General features: G+C 39.5%; 26 protein-coding genes. 17 read left to right on the forward strand and 9 right to left on the reverse strand.

Annotated elements, in window-relative coordinates; all coding sequences use genetic code 11:
* Window positions 1-84 precede the first annotated feature (84 nt).
* Entirely contained in the window at window positions 85-984 is a 900-nt protein-coding gene (gene nadK / locus ABE954_RS07840; protein ID WP_042845373.1) for an NAD(+) kinase, read from the reverse strand.
* A 101-nt stretch (window positions 985-1,085) separates the two neighbouring features.
* On the opposite strand from nadK, the gene grpE reads away from it, so the two are divergent.
* The gene (gene grpE, locus ABE954_RS07845) at window positions 1,086-1,679 is read left to right on the forward strand and encodes a nucleotide exchange factor GrpE (RefSeq protein WP_371025842.1); all 594 of its coding nucleotides are present in this window, start codon (window positions 1,086-1,088) and stop codon (window positions 1,677-1,679) included.
* A 119-nt stretch (window positions 1,680-1,798) separates the two neighbouring features.
* Here grpE and ung read toward each other — a convergent pair whose 3' ends face one another.
* Window positions 1,799-2,479 carry a uracil-DNA glycosylase gene (gene ung, locus ABE954_RS07850; RefSeq protein ID WP_048607890.1) on the reverse strand — a complete coding sequence of 227 codons (681 nt, stop codon included), beginning with the start codon at window positions 2,477-2,479 and terminating at the stop codon, window positions 1,799-1,801.
* Between the two features lie 379 nt (window positions 2,480-2,858).
* On the opposite strand from ung, the gene grcA reads away from it, so the two are divergent.
* Both grcA and ABE954_RS07860 read left to right on the forward strand, forming a co-directional pair.
* Window positions 2,859-3,242 (forward strand): autonomous glycyl radical cofactor GrcA, encoded by a 384-nt coding sequence (grcA, locus tag ABE954_RS07855; RefSeq protein ID WP_042844740.1) that lies wholly within the window; start codon window positions 2,859-2,861, stop codon window positions 3,240-3,242.
* A 158-nt stretch (window positions 3,243-3,400) separates the two neighbouring features.
* A complete protein-coding gene (locus ABE954_RS07860) occupies window positions 3,401-4,846 on the forward strand; it encodes an ankyrin repeat domain-containing protein (RefSeq protein WP_166696635.1) in 1,446 nt (481 codons plus the stop codon).
* A 30-nt stretch (window positions 4,847-4,876) separates the two neighbouring features.
* On the opposite strand, the gene srmB is transcribed toward ABE954_RS07860, so the two are convergent.
* The 4 genes from srmB to ABE954_RS07880 all read right to left on the reverse strand — a co-directional run bounded on the left by srmB (window position 4,877) and on the right by ABE954_RS07880 (window position 9,521).
* Window positions 4,877-6,208: an ATP-dependent RNA helicase SrmB gene (gene srmB, locus ABE954_RS07865; RefSeq protein WP_042844736.1), complete on the reverse strand. Its 1,332-nt coding sequence runs from the start codon at window positions 6,206-6,208 to the stop codon at window positions 4,877-4,879.
* Between the two features lie 183 nt (window positions 6,209-6,391).
* Window positions 6,392-7,597 (reverse strand): sodium/glutamate symporter, encoded by a 1,206-nt coding sequence (gene gltS / locus ABE954_RS07870; RefSeq protein ID WP_129466146.1) that lies wholly within the window; start codon window positions 7,595-7,597, stop codon window positions 6,392-6,394.
* Between the two features lie 272 nt (window positions 7,598-7,869).
* Window positions 7,870-8,787, reverse strand: coding sequence for a formimidoylglutamase (hutG, locus tag ABE954_RS07875; RefSeq protein WP_071548222.1), 918 nt, complete (start codon window positions 8,785-8,787; stop codon window positions 7,870-7,872).
* A gap of 2 nt (window positions 8,788-8,789) precedes the next feature.
* The gene (locus ABE954_RS07880) at window positions 8,790-9,521 is read right to left on the reverse strand and encodes an IclR family transcriptional regulator (protein WP_042844731.1); all 732 of its coding nucleotides are present in this window, start codon (window positions 9,519-9,521) and stop codon (window positions 8,790-8,792) included.
* 157 nt (window positions 9,522-9,678) lie between these two features.
* Between ABE954_RS07880 and ABE954_RS07885 the strand changes: the two genes are divergently transcribed.
* Window positions 9,679-10,413: a tRNA1(Val) (adenine(37)-N6)-methyltransferase gene (locus ABE954_RS07885; RefSeq protein ID WP_042844728.1), complete on the forward strand. Its 735-nt coding sequence runs from the start codon at window positions 9,679-9,681 to the stop codon at window positions 10,411-10,413.
* 59 nt (window positions 10,414-10,472) lie between these two features.
* Here the strand turns inward: ABE954_RS07885 and nadB are convergent, their stop codons facing one another.
* Window positions 10,473-12,068 (reverse strand): L-aspartate oxidase, encoded by a 1,596-nt coding sequence (nadB, locus tag ABE954_RS07890; RefSeq protein WP_371025843.1) that lies wholly within the window; start codon window positions 12,066-12,068, stop codon window positions 10,473-10,475.
* Between the two features lie 395 nt (window positions 12,069-12,463).
* On the opposite strand from nadB, the gene rpoE reads away from it, so the two are divergent.
* From rpoE to acpS, 11 genes are all read left to right on the forward strand, one after another.
* A complete protein-coding gene (rpoE, locus tag ABE954_RS07895) occupies window positions 12,464-13,042 on the forward strand; it encodes an RNA polymerase sigma factor RpoE (protein ID WP_042844720.1) in 579 nt (192 codons plus the stop codon).
* Window positions 13,043-13,101: 59 nt separating this feature from the next.
* A complete protein-coding gene (gene rseA / locus ABE954_RS07900; RefSeq protein WP_042844719.1) occupies window positions 13,102-13,731 on the forward strand; it encodes an anti-sigma-E factor RseA in 630 nt (209 codons plus the stop codon).
* Window positions 13,731-14,681 (forward strand): sigma-E factor regulatory protein RseB, encoded by a 951-nt coding sequence (gene rseB, locus ABE954_RS07905; protein WP_371025844.1) that lies wholly within the window; start codon window positions 13,731-13,733, stop codon window positions 14,679-14,681. Before rseA ends, rseB begins: the two co-directional genes overlap by 1 nt.
* A gap of 3 nt (window positions 14,682-14,684) precedes the next feature.
* Window positions 14,685-15,149, forward strand: a complete 465-nt coding sequence (gene rseC, locus ABE954_RS07910; RefSeq protein ID WP_042844716.1) for a SoxR-reducing system protein RseC — start codon at window positions 14,685-14,687, stop codon at window positions 15,147-15,149.
* 394 nt (window positions 15,150-15,543) lie between these two features.
* Window positions 15,544-17,340, forward strand: coding sequence for a translation elongation factor 4 (lepA, locus tag ABE954_RS07915; protein WP_042845371.1), 1,797 nt, complete (start codon window positions 15,544-15,546; stop codon window positions 17,338-17,340).
* A 17-nt stretch (window positions 17,341-17,357) separates the two neighbouring features.
* Window positions 17,358-18,323 carry a signal peptidase I gene (gene lepB, locus ABE954_RS07920; RefSeq protein WP_042844715.1) on the forward strand — a complete coding sequence of 322 codons (966 nt, stop codon included), beginning with the start codon at window positions 17,358-17,360 and terminating at the stop codon, window positions 18,321-18,323.
* Window positions 18,324-18,625: 302 nt separating this feature from the next.
* Window positions 18,626-19,306 (forward strand): ribonuclease III, encoded by a 681-nt coding sequence (rnc, locus tag ABE954_RS07925; protein WP_042844714.1) that lies wholly within the window; start codon window positions 18,626-18,628, stop codon window positions 19,304-19,306.
* Window positions 19,303-20,211, forward strand: a complete 909-nt coding sequence (era, locus tag ABE954_RS07930) for a GTPase Era (protein ID WP_042844713.1) — start codon at window positions 19,303-19,305, stop codon at window positions 20,209-20,211. The genes rnc and era overlap by 4 nt, the downstream gene beginning before the upstream one ends.
* 11 nt (window positions 20,212-20,222) lie before the next feature.
* Complete coding sequence (gene recO / locus ABE954_RS07935) at window positions 20,223-20,951, forward strand: DNA repair protein RecO (protein ID WP_129466143.1); 729 nt, start codon at window positions 20,223-20,225, stop codon at window positions 20,949-20,951.
* A gap of 291 nt (window positions 20,952-21,242) precedes the next feature.
* A complete protein-coding gene (gene pdxJ, locus ABE954_RS07940; protein WP_042844710.1) occupies window positions 21,243-21,974 on the forward strand; it encodes a pyridoxine 5'-phosphate synthase in 732 nt (243 codons plus the stop codon).
* Window positions 21,974-22,360 (forward strand): holo-ACP synthase, encoded by a 387-nt coding sequence (acpS, locus tag ABE954_RS07945; RefSeq protein WP_042844709.1) that lies wholly within the window; start codon window positions 21,974-21,976, stop codon window positions 22,358-22,360. Before pdxJ ends, acpS begins: the two co-directional genes overlap by 1 nt.
* An 83-nt stretch (window positions 22,361-22,443) precedes the next feature.
* On the opposite strand, the gene ABE954_RS07950 is transcribed toward acpS, so the two are convergent.
* The gene (locus ABE954_RS07950) at window positions 22,444-22,704 is read right to left on the reverse strand and encodes a YfhL family 4Fe-4S dicluster ferredoxin (protein ID WP_042844708.1); all 261 of its coding nucleotides are present in this window, start codon (window positions 22,702-22,704) and stop codon (window positions 22,444-22,446) included.
* Window positions 22,705-23,338: 634 nt separating this feature from the next.
* Window positions 23,339-23,617: a hypothetical protein gene (locus ABE954_RS07955; RefSeq protein ID WP_042844707.1), complete on the reverse strand. Its 279-nt coding sequence runs from the start codon at window positions 23,615-23,617 to the stop codon at window positions 23,339-23,341.
* 177 nt (window positions 23,618-23,794) lie between these two features.
* Between ABE954_RS07955 and ABE954_RS07960 the strand changes: the two genes are divergently transcribed.
* Together ABE954_RS07960 and leuE are read left to right on the forward strand one after the other, a co-directional pair.
* Complete coding sequence (locus ABE954_RS07960; protein WP_042844706.1) at window positions 23,795-24,142, forward strand: hypothetical protein; 348 nt, start codon at window positions 23,795-23,797, stop codon at window positions 24,140-24,142.
* A 315-nt stretch (window positions 24,143-24,457) separates the two neighbouring features.
* Window positions 24,458-25,105, forward strand: a complete 648-nt coding sequence (leuE, locus tag ABE954_RS07965) for a leucine efflux protein LeuE (RefSeq protein ID WP_371025845.1) — start codon at window positions 24,458-24,460, stop codon at window positions 25,103-25,105.
* Window positions 25,106-25,187 lie beyond the last annotated feature (82 nt).

Below are 25,187 nucleotides of genomic sequence, written 5' to 3' on the forward strand. Positions count from 1 at the left end.
TGCGCTCTCCTGTAAAAATACACACCTGTGTTTTCATACAGTTTAAACTGTTTTTTTATACAGTAAAGAGGTAGCGCAAAAAAATTAAAAAGTTTTTTTAGCCCATCCTAATTTTGAACTTAACGTATTGAAATAGTTATAGTCTTGGGGGTGAACTAGGTTAAGGTTTTTATTACTGCGTTTAATTATAACCTCTTCACCATCTTGAATTGGCAGCATAATTTGGCTGTCACAACTGACTTCATAGTCGATATTTGTGCGTAAAAACTTTAAACGGATACTGCTATCACTACTAATAACGAGTGGCCGTGATGATAGGGTATGAGGGAACATAGGGACTAAGACAATGGCGTCTAAATTAGGCGTTAAAATAGGGCCTCCCGCAGAAAGTGAATAGGCGGTAGAGCCAGTTGGAGTTGCAATGATTAAGCCATCAGAGCGCTGAGAGAATGCGAACTTTTCATCAATATAGACTTCAAATTCGATCATATGAGCGACTTTACCTGGGTGCAGAACAATTTCGTTGATTGCAGTACTTTTCCGTGATTTTTGATTACTTTTGATAACCTGAGCTTCTAATAGAAAACGTTTTTCTTCGCGATATTCACCTTCAAGGACCCGAGAAAGCTGCTGTAAGGCATTATCAGGGTCGAGGTCAGTTAAAAAACCGAGGTTACCCCGGTTTACGCCGATAACTTTATTATTATAGCGGGATAAAATGCGCGCAGCACCCAGCATGTTACCATCACCCCCAACGACGACGACGAGGTCTGCTTGTTGGCCAATATCGGTTAATGACCCTGTATTGGCATTAGCCAGCTTCAGATCTTTGGCAACTTGTTTATCAATAATTGCATGGTAATTTTTTGAAATTAGCCAATGATAAATTAATTCATGAGTTGCCAATGCTTCCGGATGCCTTGGGTGCCCGACAATGCCTATCGTTTTAAATTGTGATTGTGGTGTATTATTGCCCTTTCGCATACTTTTTTGGCCTCTCATTGTATGACTTCCCTTGAATCCCTGTATTAGATCCCCATAATACTCTCATATAGGGGATTAATGCTAAATACGCGGAGATATTCATGAGTAGTAAAGACCAAAACATGCATGATGAGCAAGCTTTTGAGCAAAATGAATCACAAAAAGTTCAACAAGAGCAAGAAGCTGAAGTTCAGCAAGCTGATGAAATGCAAGCAAACGAAGAAGCGTTAGCAGCGCGTATTGCTGAGCTTGAGCAACAGCTTGAAGCATCAAGAAAAACTGAGCGTGAAGCCATGTTGCGCGCACATGCTGAAATCGAAAACATTCGTCGTCGGACGGAACAAGATATCGAAAAGGCGCACAAATTTGCTCTTGAAAAATTTTCTAATGAACTATTACCAGTTATTGATAATTTAGAGCGTGCTATTGATGCGGCAGACAGTGACAATGAACAATCTAAAGCAATGGTAGAAGGGTTAGATTTAACGCTGAAAACATTCTTAGATGCAGTGGCGAAATTTGGCATTGAACCAGTAGGCGAAGCGAATGTACCGTTTAACCCTGAGGTTCATCAAGCAATGACGATGATAGAATCGCCTGATCATCAAGCAGGTCATGTTATTGATGTGATGCAAAAAGGCTACACGTTAAATAACCGTCTATTAAGACCAGCAATGGTCATCGTGTCGAAATAACGATAATGATAATTAAATGGGATGCACAGGCATCCCATTTAATTACTAGTATTATTGAAAATCAATTGTTTGATTTTATTGTTTTCTTGTTCTGCTTTTCTAGCCCATTACATCGTATTTTATTCGTTGATGACTGGGTTCCAGTCAATAGGTGTTTTGCCTTCCCGTTCTAAGATGGTATTTGTTTGGGAAAAATGTCCGCAACCTAAAAAACCACGGTGCGCTGAAAGTGGCGATGGATGTGGGGCTTTAAGGACGTGATGGCGCTTAGTATTAATTATTTTGCCTTTTTTCTGTGCGTGGGCGCCCCATAATAGAAAAATGACCCCCTGAGTATTTTCATTAATAGCTTCAATAACTTTATCTGTAAAGGTTTCCCAGCCTAGATGTGCATGGGAATGTGCATTACCTTGCTCTACCGTCAGTACGGTATTGAGTAATAAGACACCTTGCTTAGCCCAACTCAGTAGATAGCCATGATCAGGCCGTTGAAAACCAGCGATATCTTTCTCCAGTTCTTTATACATATTAACTAAAGAAGGTGGCGGTTTTACCCCTGGGAGTACTGAAAAAGATAGGCCATGGGCTTGACCAGGTCCGTGATAGGGGTCTTGACCTAAGATAACCACTTTGATGTCGGCAAGTTCTGTATAACGAAAAGCATTAAAAACATCATCTTGTGGTGGATAGATAACTTTACCTTTTTTGCGTTGATCAGCAACGTAAGCAAGTGTTTCCTTGAAGTAAGGCTTGGATTTTTCTGGGCCAATGACATCGTGCCATGTGATAGGTTCTGACATGAAGTATTCCATAATAATGAATCTATGACAGTCCAATTTATAACTGAACCAGTTGATACCCTAAGCTTACTGGTTCATAGGCAAGAGATAAAGCCCTGATATTGATTATAGTATTTAAAATATTTTTTAAAGTTTATGAAAAAAATTAAAAAACAAACGGATTAATTTTGATTTAAATCATAAAGTTGAACCGATCTGTTTAGTTACTGCGCGAAATAATTGATAAATATCAAAGAAACTCAGGGGTTCAACTGGTATAAAATGACTATATACATTGGTTAGACCAAATATCCAATTGCTAGTTTTTATAAGATTGATGGTTAATGCAGTTTCGGTTAATAAAAACCGATTGCAATCAAGTTCGAACGTGGAGGTCGACATGATTACTGGTATTCAAATTACTAAAACAGATAATGCAGCATTATTAAATTCTTTCTGGTTACTTGATAACGAGAAAAATGAGGCTCGTTGTGTTTGTGCAAAAGCGGATTATAACGAAGGCCAAATCGTCGCGAAAGACGAATTAGGTGCTTTTGAGTATCGTGAAGTCCCTTTGGAGATGAAGCCAACAGTTCGTGTCGAAGGTGGCCAGCACTTAAATGTGAATGTTTTAAGCCGTGAAACATTAGAAGATGCGGTTAAAAACCCAGAAAAATACCCACAATTAACCATCCGTGTATCAGGTTATGCAGTACGTTTTAACTCATTAACCCCTGAACAACAGCGTGATGTTATTACCCGTACTTTTACTGAAAGCTTATAATAAAATTTAGTATAACTACGTTAAATACTGTGTAATAAATTCTAAAGCCATTGTTATCAATGGCTTTTTATTTGCGACTAATAAAGTAGATTATTTCTCTCCTTGGCTATTTGTATTCCAATATTCTTCCAACACAATATATTTGTTAGGAGGAATTTATGCCTTTTTTAACGCCAGAAACGATATCCTCTAGAGATGAGCTTTCTCTTGCTCAAGAAAGTTTAGATATATATTTACAACATCAGCATGTAGAAAATCAGTCTTGCGGGGGAAATTTGTGGCCCCCAAAAATATTAAAAAATGACTTTTTAGGTCGGGATGCACAGCCGAAAGACTATATATTAGCGTTGCTTTCACAGGGGGCTTACAATAATAATTGGCAGACAATACAAGAGATTGAAAGATTAGATGATAGTGAATTGAATAAACTGGGAATAAGTGCTGAATTATTAAGTGATAAGCAGACAGGGTTCCAAGCTAATATTTGTCGGTTTCATGATTTATATATTCTTTGTTTTAGTGGTAGCAATGATATCAGCGATTTTTATGCAAATATCCGCCAAGGAATTGGTTTGTATGAATCTCAATATTTTCAAGCCGTGAGTTTAATGAATGTTTTATCAAATGCAGTTAATGGAAATACAATCTGTACAGGGCATTCATTAGGTGGAGGGCTATCGTCTATTGCAGCATTGGCAAGCAATTCTCCTTGTATTGCATTTAGCCCAGCGGGGCTGTCTAAGAGCACTGTTAATAAAGTCGGCATAGATTACCACATGGCTGAAAAAGTGGCTCAGGAAGGACTAATACGTTTTTATACTGTGCAGTATGACTGGCTTGATTCATTACAAAATTCTTTACCAATCCCTTCTGCGTTGGGAAATTGTATTAAAATGCCTTATAGCGAACAGAGTTCTTGGAAAAATTGGCTACCACACCGTTTATTAACAAGAAGTTTTATTGCACATACAATGGTTAAAATTATTAAAATGATGTGCATGCATAAACCGTGGAATAATTGGAATGCCCTTACTGGAGAATATAATAAAATCCAAGAAATACCATTAACTGTATTCCCTAACCCTGAAGAACAACAAGTATTAAATTGGCAAGAAGGTTGTAAGAAAGCGATTAAAGCAGGGGATATTAATGAGTTTTCAGCTATTTTAGTTCGACATCATAAACCTAGCGATATTGACTTTTTAGCTCGGCAATCAGTTAGTGCAATGAATGGGCAATTTATGCAAGTTTTAATTGAATCTCAATATGGGCAATTAATTAAAAGTATGCAATCAAAAGAACAAAAAAGTATTTTGCATTTAGCTGCACAAAACGGCCAAGTCATGCAATCTCAAATCTTATTAAAGAATGGTGTAACGGTAAATATTAGGGATAGTTTAGGCAATACTCCCTTACATGATGCAGTGAATAGCCATGCACTTGAGGTGGCAGAGTTATTGTTAGCAAGTGGAGCTGATTGGCGAGTTAAAAACAACCAAGGCTTAGACTGCAAAGACATTCTCAATAATCATATTATTAAACCAGAATTGTTAACCCATGAGGGAAAATTTATGCGTGAAAAAGTGTTTAATATGATGAAATAATAAAAAAAACGGGTCGAAACCCGTTTTTATTTACTTAGTTTGCTCAGGTGTTGTCGGTGCAATTGGAGCACGGCGTTTCCCAATATTTTTCTTATCGCGATGGCGTACTTTTTCTTTCTTTTTAGTTTGTTCTTCTTTTTTCTTTTCCTTGCGTTTTGCAAGGACTTTCTTCGACGGTTTAGGCTTATTCAGCATTGCCTCTGAAGGGGCTTTCGTGGTCGGACGCAAAGAGTCAACAACACGAATTTTAATTTGGTCTTCAATATAGCGAGTTATTTTACCCAGCAGTGGAAAGTCGTGAGCTTCAACTAAGGAAATTGCAACCCCTTTGCGGCCTGCGCGACCCGTACGACCAATTCGATGTAAATACACATCAGCAGTACGTGGTAAGTCAAAGTTGAACACATGGCTGACGTTATCGATATCTAAACCACGGGAAGCTACATCGGTTGCAACTAATACTTTAACTTGGCCATCAACTAAACGGCGAACAGCTTCGTTACGTTTAGTTTGCGGCATTTCACCTTCAAGGTAACATGGTTCAATACCTGCTTCACGCAGCCATTGAACGACTTCACGTAAGCGTTCGCGTTTACGAACAAACACAATCGCTTTTGTTACCTCTTCTTGTTTTAACAAGTGGCATAGTAAAGCTGTTTTATGTTCTAGTGTGTCGGCTCGGTAATGAAATTGTTGAATTTTTTTGCGTTCGCGACGAGAAGGGTCTGCATCAATTTCAATGGGTTCTTCTAATAACCTTTCTGCAAAATCACGGATTGCTTCGCCTTCCAGAGTTGCAGAGAAGAGCATAGTTTGTTTGCGCCAGCGCGTTTCACCAGCAATGGTTTCGATATCATTCGCAAACCCCATATCTAACATGCGGTCTGCTTCATCAAGGATTAAAATTTCAACGGCCCGGCAGTCAAAGTTTTCTTCTTTGATATATTGGAGTAAGCGACCTGTTGTGGCGACAACGATATCTTGATTTTCGCTGAAAACCTCAGCATGGTTCATATAAGCGACACCACCAGTAATCGTTGCAATATCTAGGTGATTATGTGCGCATAATTCTTTTGCTTGTTCAGCAACTTGCATGGCTAATTCACGAGTTGGTGTAACAACCAGAACTCGAGGTGGCCCTGATTTTTTTCTTGGAAAATCAAGTAAATGTTGAATCGCAGGGATTAAAAATGCGGCGGTTTTACCTGTTCCAGTAGGGGCTGAACCTAAAACGTCTCGGCCATCCATTGCAGCAGGAATAGCCGCGGCTTGAATAGCCGTTGGGCGTTGATAGCCTTTATCCGAAAGCGCATTAATTAGGCTTTCGTCAAGTTCAAGTTCAGAAAAAGTGGATGCAGTCATGATATACCTCTATTTGGGGCGCTGATTATAAACAGGTTAGCAAAATTGTTCACCTGAAAAATCAGCTTTCCTCAATTGTAACTGTTTTTAAAGTAGACAGGGAGTGATATATCAATGAAAGTAGGTAGGGTTTAGGCTGGATAACACCATTGAAAAGGGAGGAGAACCTCCCTTTCGAAATGATTAGCTAAATATATTAATAAGCCAAGTATGGTAAGGTATCCCGACTAAATCAATGAGTACTGCACCACTCAATGGGACAATCATAAAGGCTTTCATGGAAACATGTTTATAACGCTCACAAACGGAAGACATGTTAGCCATTGCATTTGGCGTAGCTCCCAGCCCGTGGCCCATTAAACCAGCACACATCACGGCGGCATCGTAATTCTTACCTAGCAGCCTAAAAATAACAAAGACAACTAATAACGTTAATATAATAACTTGCGCTAATAGGATGGTAAATAATGGTAGTGCAACTGTTTTCAACTCCCAAATTTTTAATGACATCATCGCCATTGTTAAAAATAAGCCAAGGGAGACTTCTGATATCAGGTCAACCGATTTTTGGTTGATGCGGAATAATTCAATTTGGTCGTTAATATTGCGGATAACAATAGCGATGATCATTGCGCCTACATAACTCGGTAATGAAAATCCTGTTGCCTTAGTAAATTGTGCCGAGGCGAATTGACCAATTACCATGATCCCCAGTACTAACGCGAGCATTTTTAAAAAAGCATGGGCATCGATAGATTCGATTTTCCCTGCGATGGTTTCAGGTATTTGAACTCGTTCTACATTTTCATCAGCTTGAATGCGAACGTTAAATTTCTTGATCAAAAATGAAGCGACTGGCCCACCGAGTAGACTTCCCGTTATTAAACCGAAAGTTGCGGCGGCAATAGCGGCGACTGTCGCTGATTGCACCCCTAAGCTTTCTGCCATACCACCAAAAGCAGCCGCACCACCGTGCCCTCCTGTTAGAGAAACACCGCCAGCCATAATGCCGATAACAGGTTCAACACCTAATAAATGGGCAAGCCCTGCACCGAAAGTGTCTTGGAAGATAACCACAAACCAGCAGATGAAAAGATAGATAAATAGTAACCGACCACCACTTTTCAAAATACGGAAGCTACCGTCAATCCCAATAGTGGTAAAGAAGGCAACCATTAAAAAGGTTTGTAAGCTGGTATCAAAATTAATCTCGGCTAGATTGAATGATTTAAGTCCCCAGATAATCAAACTAACCAGAAAACCGCCAATAACAGGGGAGGGAATACAAAAACGTTGTAGCCAATCAATACGTTTTTTTAAGTGGATCCCCATCAATAGGCAGATTACTGTTAGAAATAGGGTGGAGAGCGTGTCTAGGTGTAGAATCATATTTTTCCCTTTTTAACTGTTGTCTTTCACGCTACAGAGTTGTTAGCCGCGCTCCGCTACCCTAGTCACATACTTTTGTATGTGACTAGGGATAACGTCACTTGCCGCCTAGCTGTAACGCGAAATTCAATAGTTAAAAACCATTAAGATATTGCGCTACAGCTAATTTGATAATCAATTTCAAAGCTATTTTTATTGTGGTGCTCGAAAGTAAGTTATCTTAACAGCGTGAGAAACAGTGTATTTATCAGTCGAATTGTTGTGTTGTTTTATTAGAATAAATATTGGTAAATCAAATAAGCTGCGAGTTTGGCGGTATGGTTATCAATATCAAACTCAGGGTTACATTCTGCGATATCAAAAACGGCAATTTTTTGGCTACTTTTGATAATGGCAAATAGTTCATCAAAAATTTCAGTAGAAATACCTTTCGGTGCTGGTGCACTAACGCCTGGCGCAATGGCTGCAGAAAATACATCTAAATCTACGGTGACATATAAATAGTCGACATCGTCAATGAATTTTTTAATTTTTTCAATTGCTTGAGGTAGCTTGGTATAAGCTAATTCTTTATCGCGGATATATTGGCAACCTAACGTATCAGCGGTATCGAATAGGACTTTTGTATTGCCATGATCTGCGATGCCTAAGCATAAGTATTTGAAAGGACGTTGGTATTGCTGACATAACATGGCAGATTGCAAAAATGGCGTGCCGGAAGTGGCAATAGGGGCTTCGCGTAAATCGAAATGCGCATCAAAGTTAATAATACCAATTGTTTTACCCGCTTGATATTGTTCAACATAGTCAAACAGGCCTTGGAAGCTGGCAAATGCCACTTCGTGACCACCACCTAGGACGATAGGTTTTTGGTTAGCAGATAATATAGCTACTAATTCATCAGATAGACGGCGTTGTGCGGCTTCGAGATCACCGTCATCACAGCTAATTGTCCCGTTATCTTTGATGGCAAGTGGTTGATGAATTGGCAACCCTGCAAGTTGGCTGCGAATAGCATTTGGACCCGCTTTGGCCCCCTGACGGCCTTTATTACGTCTAACGCCTTCATCGGACGCAAAACCAATTAAGGCAAATTTAGCAGGAGCGTGTTGGTTAATGACCTGATGGATGCGCAAATGTTCTTGTGTTTCACCATCTGTGCGCCCTTGCCATTGGAAAGCTTGTGTCATAGTTACTCCAGGTTAATTAATTTAGTAATGTTATGGGCTGTTTGGCAAGTATGCGTAATAAATTCATCGACGCGATGAGTGGAACGGAATTCAGGCGCCATAACTGAAATTACAGCTAAAACATCATTTCCTTTGAAAATAGGGGCAGAAACCCCCAATACGCCCTCGTCAATTTCACTGATAGACACGCCATAGCCTTGTTTTTGTATCTGCAGTAGGTCTTGTTGTAATTTAAATTTACTTTGCTCATGTGCTAATTGTTTCGCGTGTGTTTCAAATACATGGGTTTGGTATTGTTCATGACGAAAGGCCAGTAACGTTTTTGCACTTGCTCCTTTTATTAAGGTATTACCACGACCAATAATAAAAGAGCAGCGTAAGGCCTGTTCACTTTCAATCATGTCTACACAAATAGTTTCCCGTAAGTTTGAAGTAATTATCGCCACGGTTTCTTGCGTTTTTTTCGCTAGCTTTTGTAGCTCTTGTTTAGAAGCTCCCATCAATAAACTGTGGTGATAGTATTTTTCTTGGTTTTTGATACTCTGCGAACCGACACAATAAGTGCCATATTGTTTTGCATAAGAGACAAATTCCCAATTTATGAGAATTGCCAGCAACCGATAAACTGTCGATAATGGGATGCCTAATGCAGATGAGATAGCCTGAGGCGTCACCGGAGATGCACTGGTTGTGATATATGACAAGATGTCTAGGGTTCGATTTATACTATTCATTGCATCTCCTTTTTTTGAACTTAGCAGTAAAAAAAATTCGTCTCAAATATTATTCTCATAATATAAGAATAATATTGTAGCGAATAGGTTAAATTATCATTTTTATTTGCTCAAAATGAGTACGATAGAATAAATATTGTCCAATTAGAGTGTTTGCATGTGTGAACTAAAACAAAATTACCGCAAAGGTGGGTTTACTTTTAAACAGTTTTTTGTCGCACATGACCGATGTGCAATGAAAGTGGGGACTGATGGCGTGTTGCTGGGGGCTTGGGCTCCCGTAAAAGGGGTTAGAGCAGCTTTAGATATTGGCAGTGGTAGTGGCTTGATAGCCCTGATGTTAGCCCAAAGAAACCCAACATTGCGTGTTGATGCCGTCGAATTAGACCATGAGGCAGCGGCGCAAGCACAAGAAAACTTTAATGAATCACCTTGGGCGGAACGCTTACATATAATTAACCAAGATATTATTACTTATAGCCAGCATTCGCAGACTCAGTATGACTTGATTGTGAGTAACCCGCCTTATTTTGAACCTGCGGTCGCATGCCGTGATAAAAAACGAGACCAAGCAAGGTATACATGTGCTTTAACCCATGATGTATTGCTAAAAAGTGCGAAGTCCTGTCTTGCTCCCCATGGGCTGTTTTGTTTAGTCTTACCATACGAAGTTGGGGAGAGATTGCAGGATATGGCAGGGAAATCTGGCTGGTTTACAGCTTTTCGCGTCGATATTAGCGATAAACCTAAAACTGGTTATCACCGTATGCTGCTGGGTATTCAATTACAGGAAGCATCGGTACAACAAACATCTTTAGCGCTAAAAAATGAAAATAATGAATATACCGAAGCATTTCGTAAACTTATTCAGCCATTTTATTTAAAGTACTAAGTTATATACCGTGAAGCTAGCTAAAGAAAAGCCGACACCAGTGCCGGCTTTGTGACCCTCTATTCAGGTATTAAAACGGTAGGCCCTGAATTTGGTGATGGGTCTGGATAATCAAGTGTATAGTGTAACCCACGGCTTTCTTTGCGCTCTAGCGCGCAACGTACCATTAATTCAGCAACTTGAACGAGGTTTCGTAATTCCAGTAAATTATTTGAAATACGGAAATTCGCATAGTAATCATGGATTTCTTGCTGTAATAGATGAATACGACGTAAGGCGCGCTCAAGGCGTTTGGTGGTTCTAACGATCCCCATATAATCCCACATAAATAGGCGTAATTCATGCCAGTTATGTTGGATTACAACCTGTTCATCCGAATTATGCACTCGGCTTTCATCCCATTCAGGCAAATAAGGGATCTCATCGATCTGTTTTATGGTTTTATTGATGTTTTCTGCTGCTGACCAGCCATATACAAGGCATTCTAAGAGTGAATTTGAGGCCATACGGTTTGCACCGTGTAAACCGGTGTAACTCACTTCCCCTATAGCATATAAGTTGGTGATATCGGTCATACCCATTTTGTCCACAATGACGCCACCACAAGTATAATGAGCCGCAGGCACAATTGGGATTGGCTCTTTTGTGAGATCTAAACCTAGAGTCATTAGTTTCGCATAAATGGTTGGGAAGTGGTTTTTTATGAAATCATCAGGCTTATGGCTGATATCCAAATACATGCAATCAGCACCAAGGCGCTTCATTTCATGGTCAATTGCCCGAGCAATAATATCACGAGGAGCAAGTTCGCATCGCTCGTCATAATCTGGCATAAAACGACTACCATCAGGGCGTTTTAAATAAGCCCCTTCTCCGCGCAATGCTTCTGTTAGTAAAAAATTACGTGCTTGCGGGTGGAATAAACAGGTTGGGTGGAACTGGTTAAATTCAAGGTTAGCAACACGGCAGCCGGCTCTCCATGCTATTGCGATGCCATCGCCAGAAGAAATATCAGGGTTTGTCGTGTATTGATAAACTTTAGCAGCACCTCCCGTTGCTAACACAACTGTTTTTGCTCGGATTGTTTCGACTTGTTCTTTTTGGCGGTTCCAGACGTAGGCACCTAAAATACGAGAAGAGTTGGCTGGATTAGAAAGGATAAGGTCAACGGCGTTATAGCGTTCTTTAATATGTATATTAGGGTGGGCAATGGCAAGATCGACTAAAGTTGTTTCAACTTCCTTACCTGTGGCATCCGCATGATGTAAGATCCGCCGATGGCTATGACCCCCTTCACGGGTTAAATGATATTGTGTTTCGCCGCTTTCGGTGATTTCGGTGTCAAATAAAACACCTTGGTCGATCAGCCACTGAACACAATGCTTAGCGTTTGAGGCAATAAATTCAACCGCTTCTTTTTGGCAAATACCCGCACCAGCGATGAGGGTATCTTCAACATGAGATTCAATACTGTCGGTATCATCAAAAACGGCGGCAATACCACCTTGTGCGTAGTAGGAAGCCCCTTCACTGAGGTTGCTTTTGCTGAGAATAGTCACTTGATGAAAGGGGGCGAGCCGTAAGGCAGCTGAAAGTCCTGCGACACCACTCCCAATGATTAAGATATCAGTGTAATGCTGTGTGGATGCGTTCATAAGTGTTTGCGTGTATATAATAGTATGTATTGAGTTTTTTATGTTAGCCTATTGGATTGTCTATTGCTATTGATGGATTGCTGTTTAGTAAACATGTATTGACCTAAGTCTATTTACATATTCAAATTGGTTTCGTGTGGTGGTAATAGTATTTATTTACAAAATTCGTATGCTGTATTCATGAGAGACGGAAATGTTATATACAGTTGTTTTAATGGAGATCTTTTAGGATCATCGAAACAGCAACGTTGGCCGTTTTGTAAATTATTGACTATTTTTTTAGATTTAATTGAACTTCAACTAGTTCTACTACTCAAAGTAGTGCTTGCTTTAGGAAGGGAGAACATGATCAAGTTAACATATTATCAGCTTGAATTCGGGAGATACTTCCTGGAATGAGCGAGCAATTAACTGACCAGATATTGGTTGAGAAGGTGCAAAAAGGCGATCAACAAGCTTTCAACTTACTGGTAATAAAATATCAGCATAAAGTTGCAAGTCTAGTCTCTCGCTATGTGCCGCAGGCCGACGTCCCTGACGTGGCTCAGGAGTCATTTATAAAAGCGTATCGTGCCATCGGGTCATTTCGTGGTGATAGCGCATTTTACACTTGGCTTTATCGTATTGCGGTTAATACGGCTAAAAATTATTTAGTTGCTCAAGATAGGCGTCCACCCGCGTCAGATCTCGAAGCGAGTGATGCAGAAAACTTTGAAACCGCTGGTGCTTTAAAAGAAATTTCGAACCCAGAGAACTTAATGTTGTCTGATGAATTAAAGAAAGTCGTTTTTAAAACCATCGAATCATTGCCAGAAGATTTAAGAATGGCAATTACGCTTCGCGAACTAGATGGTTTGAGCTATGAAGAAATCGCAGAAATTATGGATTGTCCTGTTGGCACTGTACGTTCGCGTATTTTTAGAGCAAGAGAAGCGATTGATAATAAAGTACAACCTCTGATTCAACAGTATTAGTATTGTTAAATCAGTCAATTAACTATAATTGTGATGCAATTAACTGAAGGTAATTGGGCATGCAAAGAGAGAAACTTTCCGCAATGATGGATGGCGAAGTTCTAGATTTAGAACTAGTAAACGCCATTTCACGTGATTCAACGTTAAAGCAACGTTGGGAGAGCTATCATCTTATTCGTGATACTCTACGTAACGAAACTAGCGAGGTCATGCATTTTGATATTGCTAGTAAAGTTGCGGCAGCACTAGAGAATGAAGCTGTGCGTATTAATCCTCAGGTAGTTGTTGAATCGCAGCCTGAACCTGCGACTTGGGGAAGCTTCCCATTCTGGGGCAAAATTCGTCCTTGGGCGAGCCAATTAACCCAAATTGGTGTGGCAGCTTGTGTTTCATTGGCTGTGATTGTTGGTGTTCAACAATATAATCAAAGTGATGCTGTTGATTCACCAGTTGATGAGCCTATGTTTAACACAATTCCAGTAGGAAGTGGTGCGCCAGTAAGCTTAAATATATCTGATAATCAACTGTTTGGTAACGAGCAACAACTGCAACAAGTTGAGCAGCAAAATCAACGTATTAATGCAATGTTGCAGCAGTATGAAATTGAAAGACGCTCAATGTTGAATCAGAATCAGCAATATCAAGAACCTGCACAAGCTGCGTCTTCAGCAGGAGTTAAATTGCAATAATGAATAAATGGTTATCCGTCATCTGCCTGACGGGCAGCCTGATTGTTTCTAATCAAGCTTCGGCATCTGAACAAGATGCCGATGTTCTTTTTAAAGAAATGGGAAATGCTGCCCAAGCTCTCTCTTATGAAATGTCATTTGTGACATTTAACCCTCAATCAATTACTCCTGTACGTTATCGCCATACTATTATTGATGGTAAGCCTGTTTCTCAGATGATCCAGATGGATTCGTCACGACGTGAAATTGTGCAAAAAGGTGACAGCATTAGCTATTTTGAGCCAGGGTTTGATGCATTTAGCTTAAATGGCAAAAATATTGTTGATAACTTACCTTCGGTAATTTTTGCTAATTATCAACAAATTAAACCGTATTATAATTTTATTGATGCAGGGCGCACTCATATTGGTGACCGACCTGCATTAGTGATCCGCATAATATCGAAAGACAATTCACGTTTTAACTATGTAGTATTGATCGATGAAGAAACGAAATTACCATTACGTATCGATCTTCTCGATAATAATAGTCAAACACTTGAACAATTTCGTGTGATCTCAACGGTACTAGATAGCAAAACAGTGAAAGATTCGTTGCTTACCTTGAGCAAGGTAAATATGCCGCCTTTATTGATTTCGCCCAAAAATGGGAATCCCTCATTTAAGTGGCAAATCGGTATGTTGCCACCAGGCTTCGAAGAAATATCGCGCTCTTCACGTAAATTAGCTGAAGACGATATAGTCGAAACGGCGATGTTTAGTGATGGTCTATTTACCTTTTCTGTTAATGTGACAAAATCTGTAAAAGGCCCGTTGTTAGATCAACCCTTACAAAATGGGCGTCGGACAATTTATACGATGGCGCAAAAACAACATGTGGTCACTATCATCGGTGAATTACCGTTGGCAACCGCACAAGTCGTGGCGGGTAGTATTCAGTTCCGGGAGTAAGTTATGGTAAAAGAGTGGGCAACAGTAGTCCGTTGGCAAAACGGTAGGGCGTTATTGCGCTATGGTTCTTCATCTGGCTGTGGAAGTTGCGGTGCTCGTAAAACCTGTGGTTCTTACGCATTAAGTAAAATAGGGCCAAATACGGAACATGAATTAGAAATTGCGATTGAACAGCCACTGGTGGTAGGGCAAAAGATTGAGGTCGGTATTCCAGAAGGTAGCCTGATACGCTCTGCACTATTAGTTTATTTAACGCCTATTTTAGGGTTATTTATTTTTGCAGGTCTAGCGCAATCATTTAGCTTAGAACAGTTTTGGATAGCTATGTCTGGTGTGGCTGGTGGTGTAATTGGCTTTTTTATAGCACGTAAGTTGGCGTCAAAATGGCGTGATGACGAAGCTTTTCAACCTGTGGTTTTACAAATTGGGTTACCTCCGACAGAGCTTTCGATACAAGTTAATTGCTAAATTTCAATGGGTTGTATTCGAAATATAAATTGGTACTATCACTAAAAAGGGAAACATGTAGTTTCCCTTTTGCGGTTTAAAGCTTATTAATAAATGGATGATTAGCAATTCATTGGCTTTTTAGATTATTTCGAGCAGGAATGAAAATAGTATAAGCACGGTGGTATAAAACAGTATATTTTACAGGGGAGTTAGCGATAAATTACGATAACTAACTTATTAACCTTATACAGGTTTACAGTTGTTTTACATTGAATCTTTGTGTTAGTGGGTTCTTGTATGTAAAATGCTGCTAATTAACAATCTTGTGATAATCATAGCATTTTAGTTTTGTCGCGATATTTGCACAAAGCTGATTTTGTAAGGCAATTTAAAAGAAGATATTACCTTGAAAATCAATAACATAAGAAACTTTTCTATCATTGCTCATATCGACCATGGTAAGTCTACCTTATCAGATCGTATTATTCAGATTTGTGGTGGTTTAACAGATCGTGAAATGGCGGCGCAGGTTTTAGACTCAATGGATTTAGAACGTGAGCGTGGGATCACCATTAAAGCACAGAGTGTTACACTCGATTATACCGCTGCGGATGGTGAAACATACCAATTAAATTTCATTGACACACCTGGCCACGTTGACTTCTCTTATGAAGTATCACGCTCATTAGCAGCATGTGAAGGTGCCCTGTTAGTGGTTGATGCAGGGCAGGGGGTTGAAGCTCAAACACTTGCAAACTGTTATACCGCTATTGAGATGGACCTAGAAGTTGTTCCTGTTTTGAACAAAATCGACTTGCCTGCGGCAGACCCTGAGCGTGTTGCGGATGAAATAGAAGATATCGTGGGGCTCGATGCACATGATGCTGTTCGCTGTTCAGCAAAAACAGGGATTGGCGTTCAAGATGTGATTGAGCGTCTGGTTAAAGAGATCCCCCCACCAGAAGGTGATGCGGATGCGCCTTTGCAAGCCTTAATCATTGACTCATGGTTTGATAACTATTTAGGTGTTGTTTCATTGATCCGTATTAAAAACGGCTCCTTGAAAAAAGGCGATAAAATCAAAGTCATGAGTACAGGTCAAGTGTATAACGCTGACCGCCTTGGTATTTTTACACCGAAGCGAATTGACCGCGATGTATTAAATTGTGGTGAAGTAGGCTGGTTAGTATGTGCGATTAAGGATATCACTGGGGCACCAGTAGGTGATACTTTAACAGGTGCTCGTAATCCTGCTGAAAAAGCGCTGCCTGGCTTTAAAAAAGTAAAACCACAGGTTTATGCAGGTTTATTCCCTGTAAGCTCTGATGACTATGAAGCTTTCCGTGACGCCCTTGGTAAACTTAGCCTGAATGATGCATCATTATTCTATGAGCCAGAAACGTCTACGGCACTCGGTTTTGGTTTCCGTTGTGGTTTCCTTGGCTTATTACACATGGAAATCATCCAAGAGCGTTTAGAGCGTGAATACGACCTTGACCTGATTACTACTGCACCAACGGTAGTGTATGAAGTAAAACAAACCAACGGTGAAATTGTGTATGTAGATAGCCCTTCGAAGCTACCTGCATTGAATAATATTGAAGAACTGCGTGAGCCAATTGCAGAATGTCACATGCTGATGCCTAAAGAGTATTTAGGTAATGTGATTACATTGTGTGTTGAGAAACGTGGTGTTCAGACCAATATGGTCTATCATGGTAATCAAGTATCGCTTACTTATGATATTCCAATGTCTGAAGTTGTTCTGGACTTCTTCGATCGTTTGAAATCAACCTCTCGTGGTTATGCATCGTTGGATTACGCATTTAAACGTTTCCAACCATCGGATATGGTGCGGGTCGATGTTCTTATTAACAACGAACGTGTTGATGCCCTCGCCTTGATTACTCACCGCGGAAATTCACAACATCGTGGGCGTGAACTTGTCGAAAAAATGAAAGAACTAATACCTCGCCAACAATTTGATATTGCGATTCAGGCGGCGATTGGTAACCATATTATTGCTCGTTCTACAGTTAAACAACTACGTAAAAACGTGCTTGCCAAGTGTTATGGCGGTGACGTTAGCCGTAAGAAGAAACTGTTACAGAAGCAAAAGGATGGTAAGAAGCGGATGAAACAAGTAGGTAATGTTGAATTACCACAAGAAGCGTTTCTTGCTATATTGCATGTTGGTAAAGACAACTAAGTTTACAAGGAGACTCAATGGCTAACACCTTTGCCTTGATCCTAACACTGGCAACATTAATCACAGGGATTATATGGTGTTTAGACAAGTTTAAATTTGCACCTGCTCGTAAAGCGAAGCTAAAGCAATTACAGGATGCGACTAACGGTGCAGTGAGTGAAGCGGATGTTGCGAATGCAGTTCGCCGTCCTTCATGGCTTGAAACAGGGTCATCTATTTTCCCTGTGTTAGCTATTGTGCTGGTTGTCCGCTCATTTATTTATGAGCCATTCCAAATACCTTCAGGGTCAATGATGCCAACTTTATTAGTTGGCGACTTTATGTTGGTTGAGAAATTTGCTTATGGGCTAAAAGACCCAATTACGCAGACGACATTAATCGAAACTGGTAAACCTAAACGTGGTGATATTGCGGTATTTAAATACCCGAAAGATCCAAATGTTGATTTTGTAAAACGTGTGATTGGTATGCCTGGGGATAAAATCGTTTATAACCCAGATGCGAAAGAACTGACTATTTACCCAAATTGTGCTGATAACAAGTGCACGGAAAAACTCCCTATTACTTATGGTCCATTGGCACCGAGTGAATGGACGATGTTTTTTGATGTTGATTCTGTTGTTGACAGCCAAAAGGGTAATTATGAAATCCCATTGGACGAAGCATTACCTAGAAATGCACTGCGCCAGTATGAGCGTAGCGAAAAATTAGGCACCGTTGAGCATCAAATCCTAATTATTCGCCAAGCTATTACTGAAGCAAGGTATTTGCAACCGGGTATGCCAAAGAATGAATGGATTGTGCCTGAAAAGCATTATTTTATGATGGGTGACAATAGGGACAACAGTTCAGATAGCCGTATGTGGGGCTTTGTTCCTGAAGAAAACCTAGTTGGTCGAGCTGTGTTTATTTGGTTAAGTTTGGATAAACAAGAAAACGAATGGCCTACAGGTATTCGCTTTAGCCGAATTGGTCCACTATAATCTTATTAATTGGATCTGCCAAACGGTGGTTGTGCGGGTTTTCATTTGAAAATCCGCATAATCCGAAGCATTATTATTTTACCCAGTGTACAATATAGTTTAATTAATATTATTGGCTCTCCAATTATTAACCCTCCTTTATAATGCATGGTAACTAATGGTATTTTATAATTAGTTCTACTGAGCTGTATAAAATGTGGGTTGACTCGGGAGTCAGTGCAAACGCAACAGTTTTGTAAAATGGCTTATTTTACAGGTCTGTTGCGTGTGCTTTTTTATCAAATAAAAATGGTTGGGCGCACATGAACCCCTCTTTACTAGAAAGATTACAGCGTAAGCTTGGTTATCAATTCAATCAAAATGAGTTATTAATCCAAGCCTTAACACATAGAAGCGCAAGCAGCAAACACAATGAGCGCCTAGAATTTCTAGGGGACTCAATATTAAGTTTTGTTATTGCAAATGACTTATATCATCGTTTCCCTAAAGTGGATGAAGGTGATATGAGCCGAATGCGAGCAACACTTGTGCGTGGAAATACATTAGCGGAAATTGCCCGTGAATTTGAACTCGGTGAATGCTTGCGTTTAGGGCCGGGGGAATTAAAAAGCGGTGGGTTTCGTCGCGAATCTATCCTTGCTGATACTGTTGAAGCACTGATCGGTGGTATTTTTTTAGATAGTGATATTCAAACGATCGAAAGAATTATTTTAGATTGGTATCAAAGTAGACTGGATGAAATCAGTCCGGGTGATAAACAAAAAGACCCGAAAACAAGGTTACAAGAATATCTGCAAGGGCGTCATTTACCATTACCTAACTATCTAGTTGTTCAGGTAAAAGGTGAAGCTCACGATCAAGAATTTACGATCCACTGTCAAGTCAGCGGTATTGAACAGCCTATTAATGGGGTTGGGTCAAGTCGCCGTAAAGCAGAGCAAGCCGCCGCAGAGCAAGCATTGAAAATTTTGGAGCTTGAATGAGTGAATTACAATCCCACTGTGGCTTTGTGGCTATAGTTGGGCGGCCAAATGTTGGTAAATCAACATTATTAAATCAATTACTGGGGCAAAAAGTTTCGATTACATCGAGAAAGCCTCAGACGACTCGCCATCGTATTATGGGGATCCATACAGAAGATAATTACCAAATTATTTATGTAGATACTCCAGGGTTACATATTGAAGAAAAACGAGCTATTAACCGTTTAATGAATCGAGCCGCATCGAGCTCAATTGGTGACGTGGAATTAGTTATTTTTGTGGTTGAAGGCACTAATTGGACGCCTGATGATGAAATGGTATTGACTAAGCTATCTAGCTTACGTTGCCCTGTTATTTTAGCGATCAATAAAATTGATAATGTGGTCGATAAAACGATATTGTTGCCGCATATCGGTATGATTAGCCAGAAAATGAACTTTTTGGATGTTGTTCCTATCAGTGCGGAGAAAGGCACGGGTGTAGATACAATTGCTAAGATTGTGAAGCAACATATACCTGAAGCGACTCACCATTTCCCTGAGGACTATATCACCGACCGTTCCCAGCGTTTTATGGCATCGGAAATCATCCGTGAAAAGCTAATGCGTTTTCTTGGGGATGAATTGCCATACTCAGTGACTGTAGAAATTGAACAATTTAAAGTGACGGATTCGGGTATATATCATATCAATGGGTTGATTCTGGTTGAGCGAGAAGGCCAGAAGAAAATGGTGATTGGTAACAAAGGTAGCAAACTGAAAACCATTGGTACTGAAGCACGTATTGATATGGAAAGAATGTTTGATAATAAAGTACACCTTGAGCTTTGGGTTAAAGTTAAATCTGGTTGGGCTGATGACGAAAGAGCATTGCGCAGCCTTGGTTATGTCGACGACCTCAAATAATTGGTGGTAGAATGAGTGGTTGGCAACGTGCGTTTGTACTCCATTCAAGGCCTTACAGTGAGACAAGCTTATTACTTGATTTTTTCACTGAAGGTGAAGGGAAAATTCGCTTGCTTGCGAAAGGTGCTCGCCGTAACCGCTCACCATTAAGAGGCTGTTTACAGCCTTTCACACCTTTGCTGATCCGTTGGGGAGGCAAAGGTGAAATCAAAACACTCATTAATGCTGACCCTGTTTCCTTGGCTTTACCTTTAACGGGGACGGTTTTATATAGCGGTTTATACCTTAATGAATTAACCGCTCGAGTATTAGAATTTGGCACACCTTATTCAGCCTTATTTTTTGATTACCTTTCCTGTTTGCAAATACTCGCAGCAAGTGAACAGACCCCAGAATTTGCTTTACGCCAATTTGAATTGGCACTGCTTTCCTACCTTGGTTATGGGGTGGATTTTCTACACTGTGCAGGCAGTGGAGAGCCAGTTTCCGATACTATGACTTACCGTTACCGTGAAGAAAAAGGTTTTATTGGTAGTTTAATTATTGACCAGCTCAGTTTCACAGGTAAGCAACTTAAAGCTCTGGCTAGTAGAGAATTCCCAGATGCTGACACATTGAAAGCAGCCAAACGCTTCACTCGCATTGCCCTTAAACCCTACTTAGGTGGAAAGCCCTTAAAAAGCCGCGAGCTATTTCGCCAATTTACCTACTCGCCTAAAGTGCAGAATAAGCCCAATTAAATATATTGTTATTTTAATGATTGAATGACCCCATATATTAAATATATTGATTATGGTTATTCGCCCCTTTTTTATTATTTTTACTGAAAGTCTTCGCTTTGAACAACGTGAATTTATCATTTCAATAAAATTCTACGAAGCGCTTCGCAAAATAAAAGTGTAACCATTGAAATAGGGCAATTAAGCTGGAATTCACCTCGAATGATGAGAGATTTATTCCCTCAAGACGGCAAATTACAGTAGGATAGAAGGGAGAGTTGTTTGTTATCGTTTATTTATTGGGAGAAAAAAATGGCTGAGCTTTTGTTAGGTGTAAATATTGACCACATTGCAACTGTTAGGAATGCAAGAGGCACTCAATATCCCGACCCTGTACAAGCTGCTTTTGTCGCTGAGCAAGCAGGGGCTGATGGCATCACGGTGCATTTACGTGAAGATCGTCGCCATATTACCGATAGAGATGTCGCCCTTTTAAATGAAACCATTCAAACTCGAATGAATCTTGAAATGGCAGTAACGGATGAAATGGTTGAGATAGCCTGCCGTATTAAACCTGCATTTTGTTGCTTAGTCCCTGAAAAACGTGAAGAAGTCACCACTGAAGGTGGCTTGGATGTCGCAGGTCAAAAACAAAAAATAGCTGATGCCGTTAAGCGCCTTTCTGAAGCGGGTATTTTAGTTTCATTATTTATTGATGCAGATCACGAGCAAATCGATGCGGCACAAGAGTGTGGGGCACCATTTATTGAGATCCATACTGGGGCTTATGCAGATGCGAAAACAGAACAAGAGCAAGAGTTAGAATTTCGTCGTATTCGTGATGGTGTGGTATATGCCGCAGGTAAAGGTATTAAAGTGAATGCAGGTCACGGGTTGACTTACCATAATGTTCAGCGTATTGCCCAATTACCGGAAATTTATGAGCTAAATATTGGTCATGCAATCATTGGTCGTGCTTTATTTAGCGGGTTAGCACAAGCCGTTGCTGATATGAAAAAAATATTATTAGAAGCGCGTAAATAATGGCGATTGTAGGGTTAGGTACAGATATTGTTGAAATAGCACGCATTGAGTCTGCAATTGAACGCACAGGTGACAGCCTAGCGAACAGGATACTGACAGAAAGCGAGTTCGTTCAATACCAAAAACAATCAAAGCCAGCGCGTTTTTTGGCAAAACGTTTTGCAGTCAAAGAGGCTGCTGCAAAAGCATTAGGCACAGGAATACGCAATGGTTTAGCATTTACCCAATTCGAAGTGACAAATGATAAATTGGGTAAGCCATTACTTAACTTAAATGGCGCTGCGCTGGAACTTGCAGGTAGCTTAAAAGCAACACATTTCCATGTTTCGATTACAGACGAACGCCACTATGCCGCTGCTACAGTCATTATTGAAAGTAATCTTTAAATAATGCTATGCCTAGCTGCCAGAAAATCTACTGGCAGCTTTCTAAGCATTAAAGCTCAATAGCGAGGGGAGGTTAATTGGGGTTAAATTTTATCAGCGTGGTGAATTGCAACAAATTTGTCCCATAACTGTTCTTCAGTTTCAATATGTTGAGGGTCGGTGATGATTGTGTTTGTTATCGGGCAGACAGATTGACACGTAGGTTTGTCATAATGGCCTACGCATTCAGTACACAGGCTGGAGTCAATTTCATAAATTTCATCGCCCATAAAAATTGCATCATTTGGGCATTCTGGCTCACACATATCGCAGTTGATACATTTTTTAGTAATTAATAATGACATATCAATAATTTACACTTAAATAAGTTAATAATTAGCAACTTATACCTTGCACTTATTCGTTACTTTCGTCTGGTATTTGTGATTTTATACAGTATATTTCATATTGAAAAATCTAAATTCGTAACACAAAACTCAACGCATCCCTTTTTATAGCTTAGAAAATACCTAGTGAGTGCACTTAAAGTAGAGTGCTTTGTTATATAGGGGCATTTCAATGTCAGTAATGTCGGATAAAGCAACACAAAACTTAAAATCACCATCAGTTGATGAATATTTAGGTGCTTTACTGCGCTAGGAGCCATGCAAGCCCACTTATACAAGTACACACATGAGGGTTTGTGTTACTGCCGCTAAGATCATTTTAAATCATCTTAACAAGCTACGTCGATCTAAATACGAAGAATCACACTATCTATGCATTGATTTCAGTAAAGCAGGTAAGGTTACTATATATGCGGAGCTTCTGAAACAGATGAATTTAAAAGGTAGTAAGTTAGGCGAGTCTCTGTCAATTGTGTGAGAAAAAACAAAACTAATCAGAATAATGTTGGCAAGACTAAAAGATAAAGTGAACCTGCTTTGGCAGGTTTTTGTTGCCCAAGCCATAGATGATCTAGCTAGCTTGAGCAATAAATTATTTATTCGATTCTATTTTCTTATCCTGCTCATATAACTTAGCGCCTTTAGCTCGAAGTTCTCCATCGACAATTTCGATAGAATCAGCTTCTACAATAATTTTTTCCTGTGGTTCATTGCTAGATTGCTTCCCGTTTAATTTGATAGTGATTTCAGGAGCATTGATAACACCCTCTTTGACTTCTACCGATTCAGATGAAGTTTGTATGGAATTGGCCATAGCGAACGTAGATAGTGTGACTGAAATTACAGCTAAAGGTGCAATATATTTGCGCATAAAAAAACACTCCATTGTGATGTATAAAACGGGATGCTATCAAATGAAGGTTAAATGGGTTACAAGTTATGTAAAGGTAATTAGTTTAAGTGTGTCTAGCGAAACTCGGCAGGTTTGCTTCAATTTGCATTTCCTCTACGCTAACATCACTGAAATTAATTAATGGGATGGTGTGAGATGAAAAGGATACTAGCAGTTGTGTTGTTCATATGTTTTCAATCGTCTGTAATGGCGACTACCTACAGCTTGGATGAACTACAGGCGATGTTAGATAACAATAAAAAGCCAGAAGTAGTAAGCCCTTATAAGCAACTCATAAAAGTTAAAGGGCTAGGTGATTTTAAATCTTGCAAAGAGTGGCAAAAAGAACAATTAATACCTTATGCTGTGTATCCACAGAAAATAGGGGCTTCAATGGAGAAGTTATATTCTATTAGGGTGTTGATGGAGGATAGAACACTAACATTCAATTGTATTGATCTGGACAATGTGTCCGGTACTATAAATGAAGCAATGTACAAGTAATTTAGCCCTTACCTGTTGTCAGGTATTTCACTCAAATTTGAGGGACTGCTTACTCATAATCTATGCTCCTTTATCTGACGAAGTGGCTAAAGTTATTAATTATGAGGAACGACCTCCCCTAAATAACTTGTTATGCATGAAGTAGTTATTGATATATCGCCAATTAAATTGCTGATAAAAATTGAGTTGAATTATTAACCTTGAATGTAAAAGAAAATTAAGTGATTAATATTTACCGATAACATTCACTTGAATAAATATTTTCAGATAACAAAAGTTATGGTAGTAATAATAAAAAATTATTAGGGTATGGCTATGTTTGAAAACCTAGGTGTATTGAATTTTTGGACGTATTTGGCAGGGTTAATATTAATTATCATTGTACCGGGGCCAAACTCGCTTTATATATTAAAAACAAGTACATCACATGGTACTCGAGCAGGGTACCGCGCTGCAATAGGGGTATTTACTGGGGATGCAATCCTGATTTTCCTTTCTTTTATTGGTGTCGCATCACTGATTAAAGCATCACCGACTCTATTCACCATTGTTCGTTACTTAGGGGCTGCTTATTTATTGTATTTAGGCTGCAAAATTTTGTATGCCACTTTTTTACAAAAGAAATCAATGTCTTCTGAACAAAGTACGATAGAAATTAAAGCTGAGAAATATTTCACTCGGGCTTTAGTACTCAGTTTAACTAACCCTAAGGCCATTTTATTTTATATTTCATTTTTTATTCAGTTTATAGATTTTAATTATTCTCATGCATGGGTACCTTACTTGGTATTAGCCACCATTTTGGAAGCTGTTAGCTTTTTATATCTGAGCTTACTGATTTTTAGTGGTTACTTAATTGCGCGTTTTTTACGTGAAAAACAAGTGCTGGCGAAGTTAGGAAACTGTACGGTTGGGGCGTTCTTCATGGGGTTTGCCGCAAAATTAGCTATTTTTAGCAATTAGCTGAAGATGATACGGGTGTCGACTATTTCAAATTGCAGTCACTCTAACATTTCGGGATAATCAATACATAAAATGTATTGAA

Source organism: Providencia sp. TYF-12 (assembly GCF_041344805.1).
In the GTDB taxonomy this organism is placed as follows: domain Bacteria; phylum Pseudomonadota; class Gammaproteobacteria; order Enterobacterales; family Enterobacteriaceae; genus Providencia; species Providencia huashanensis.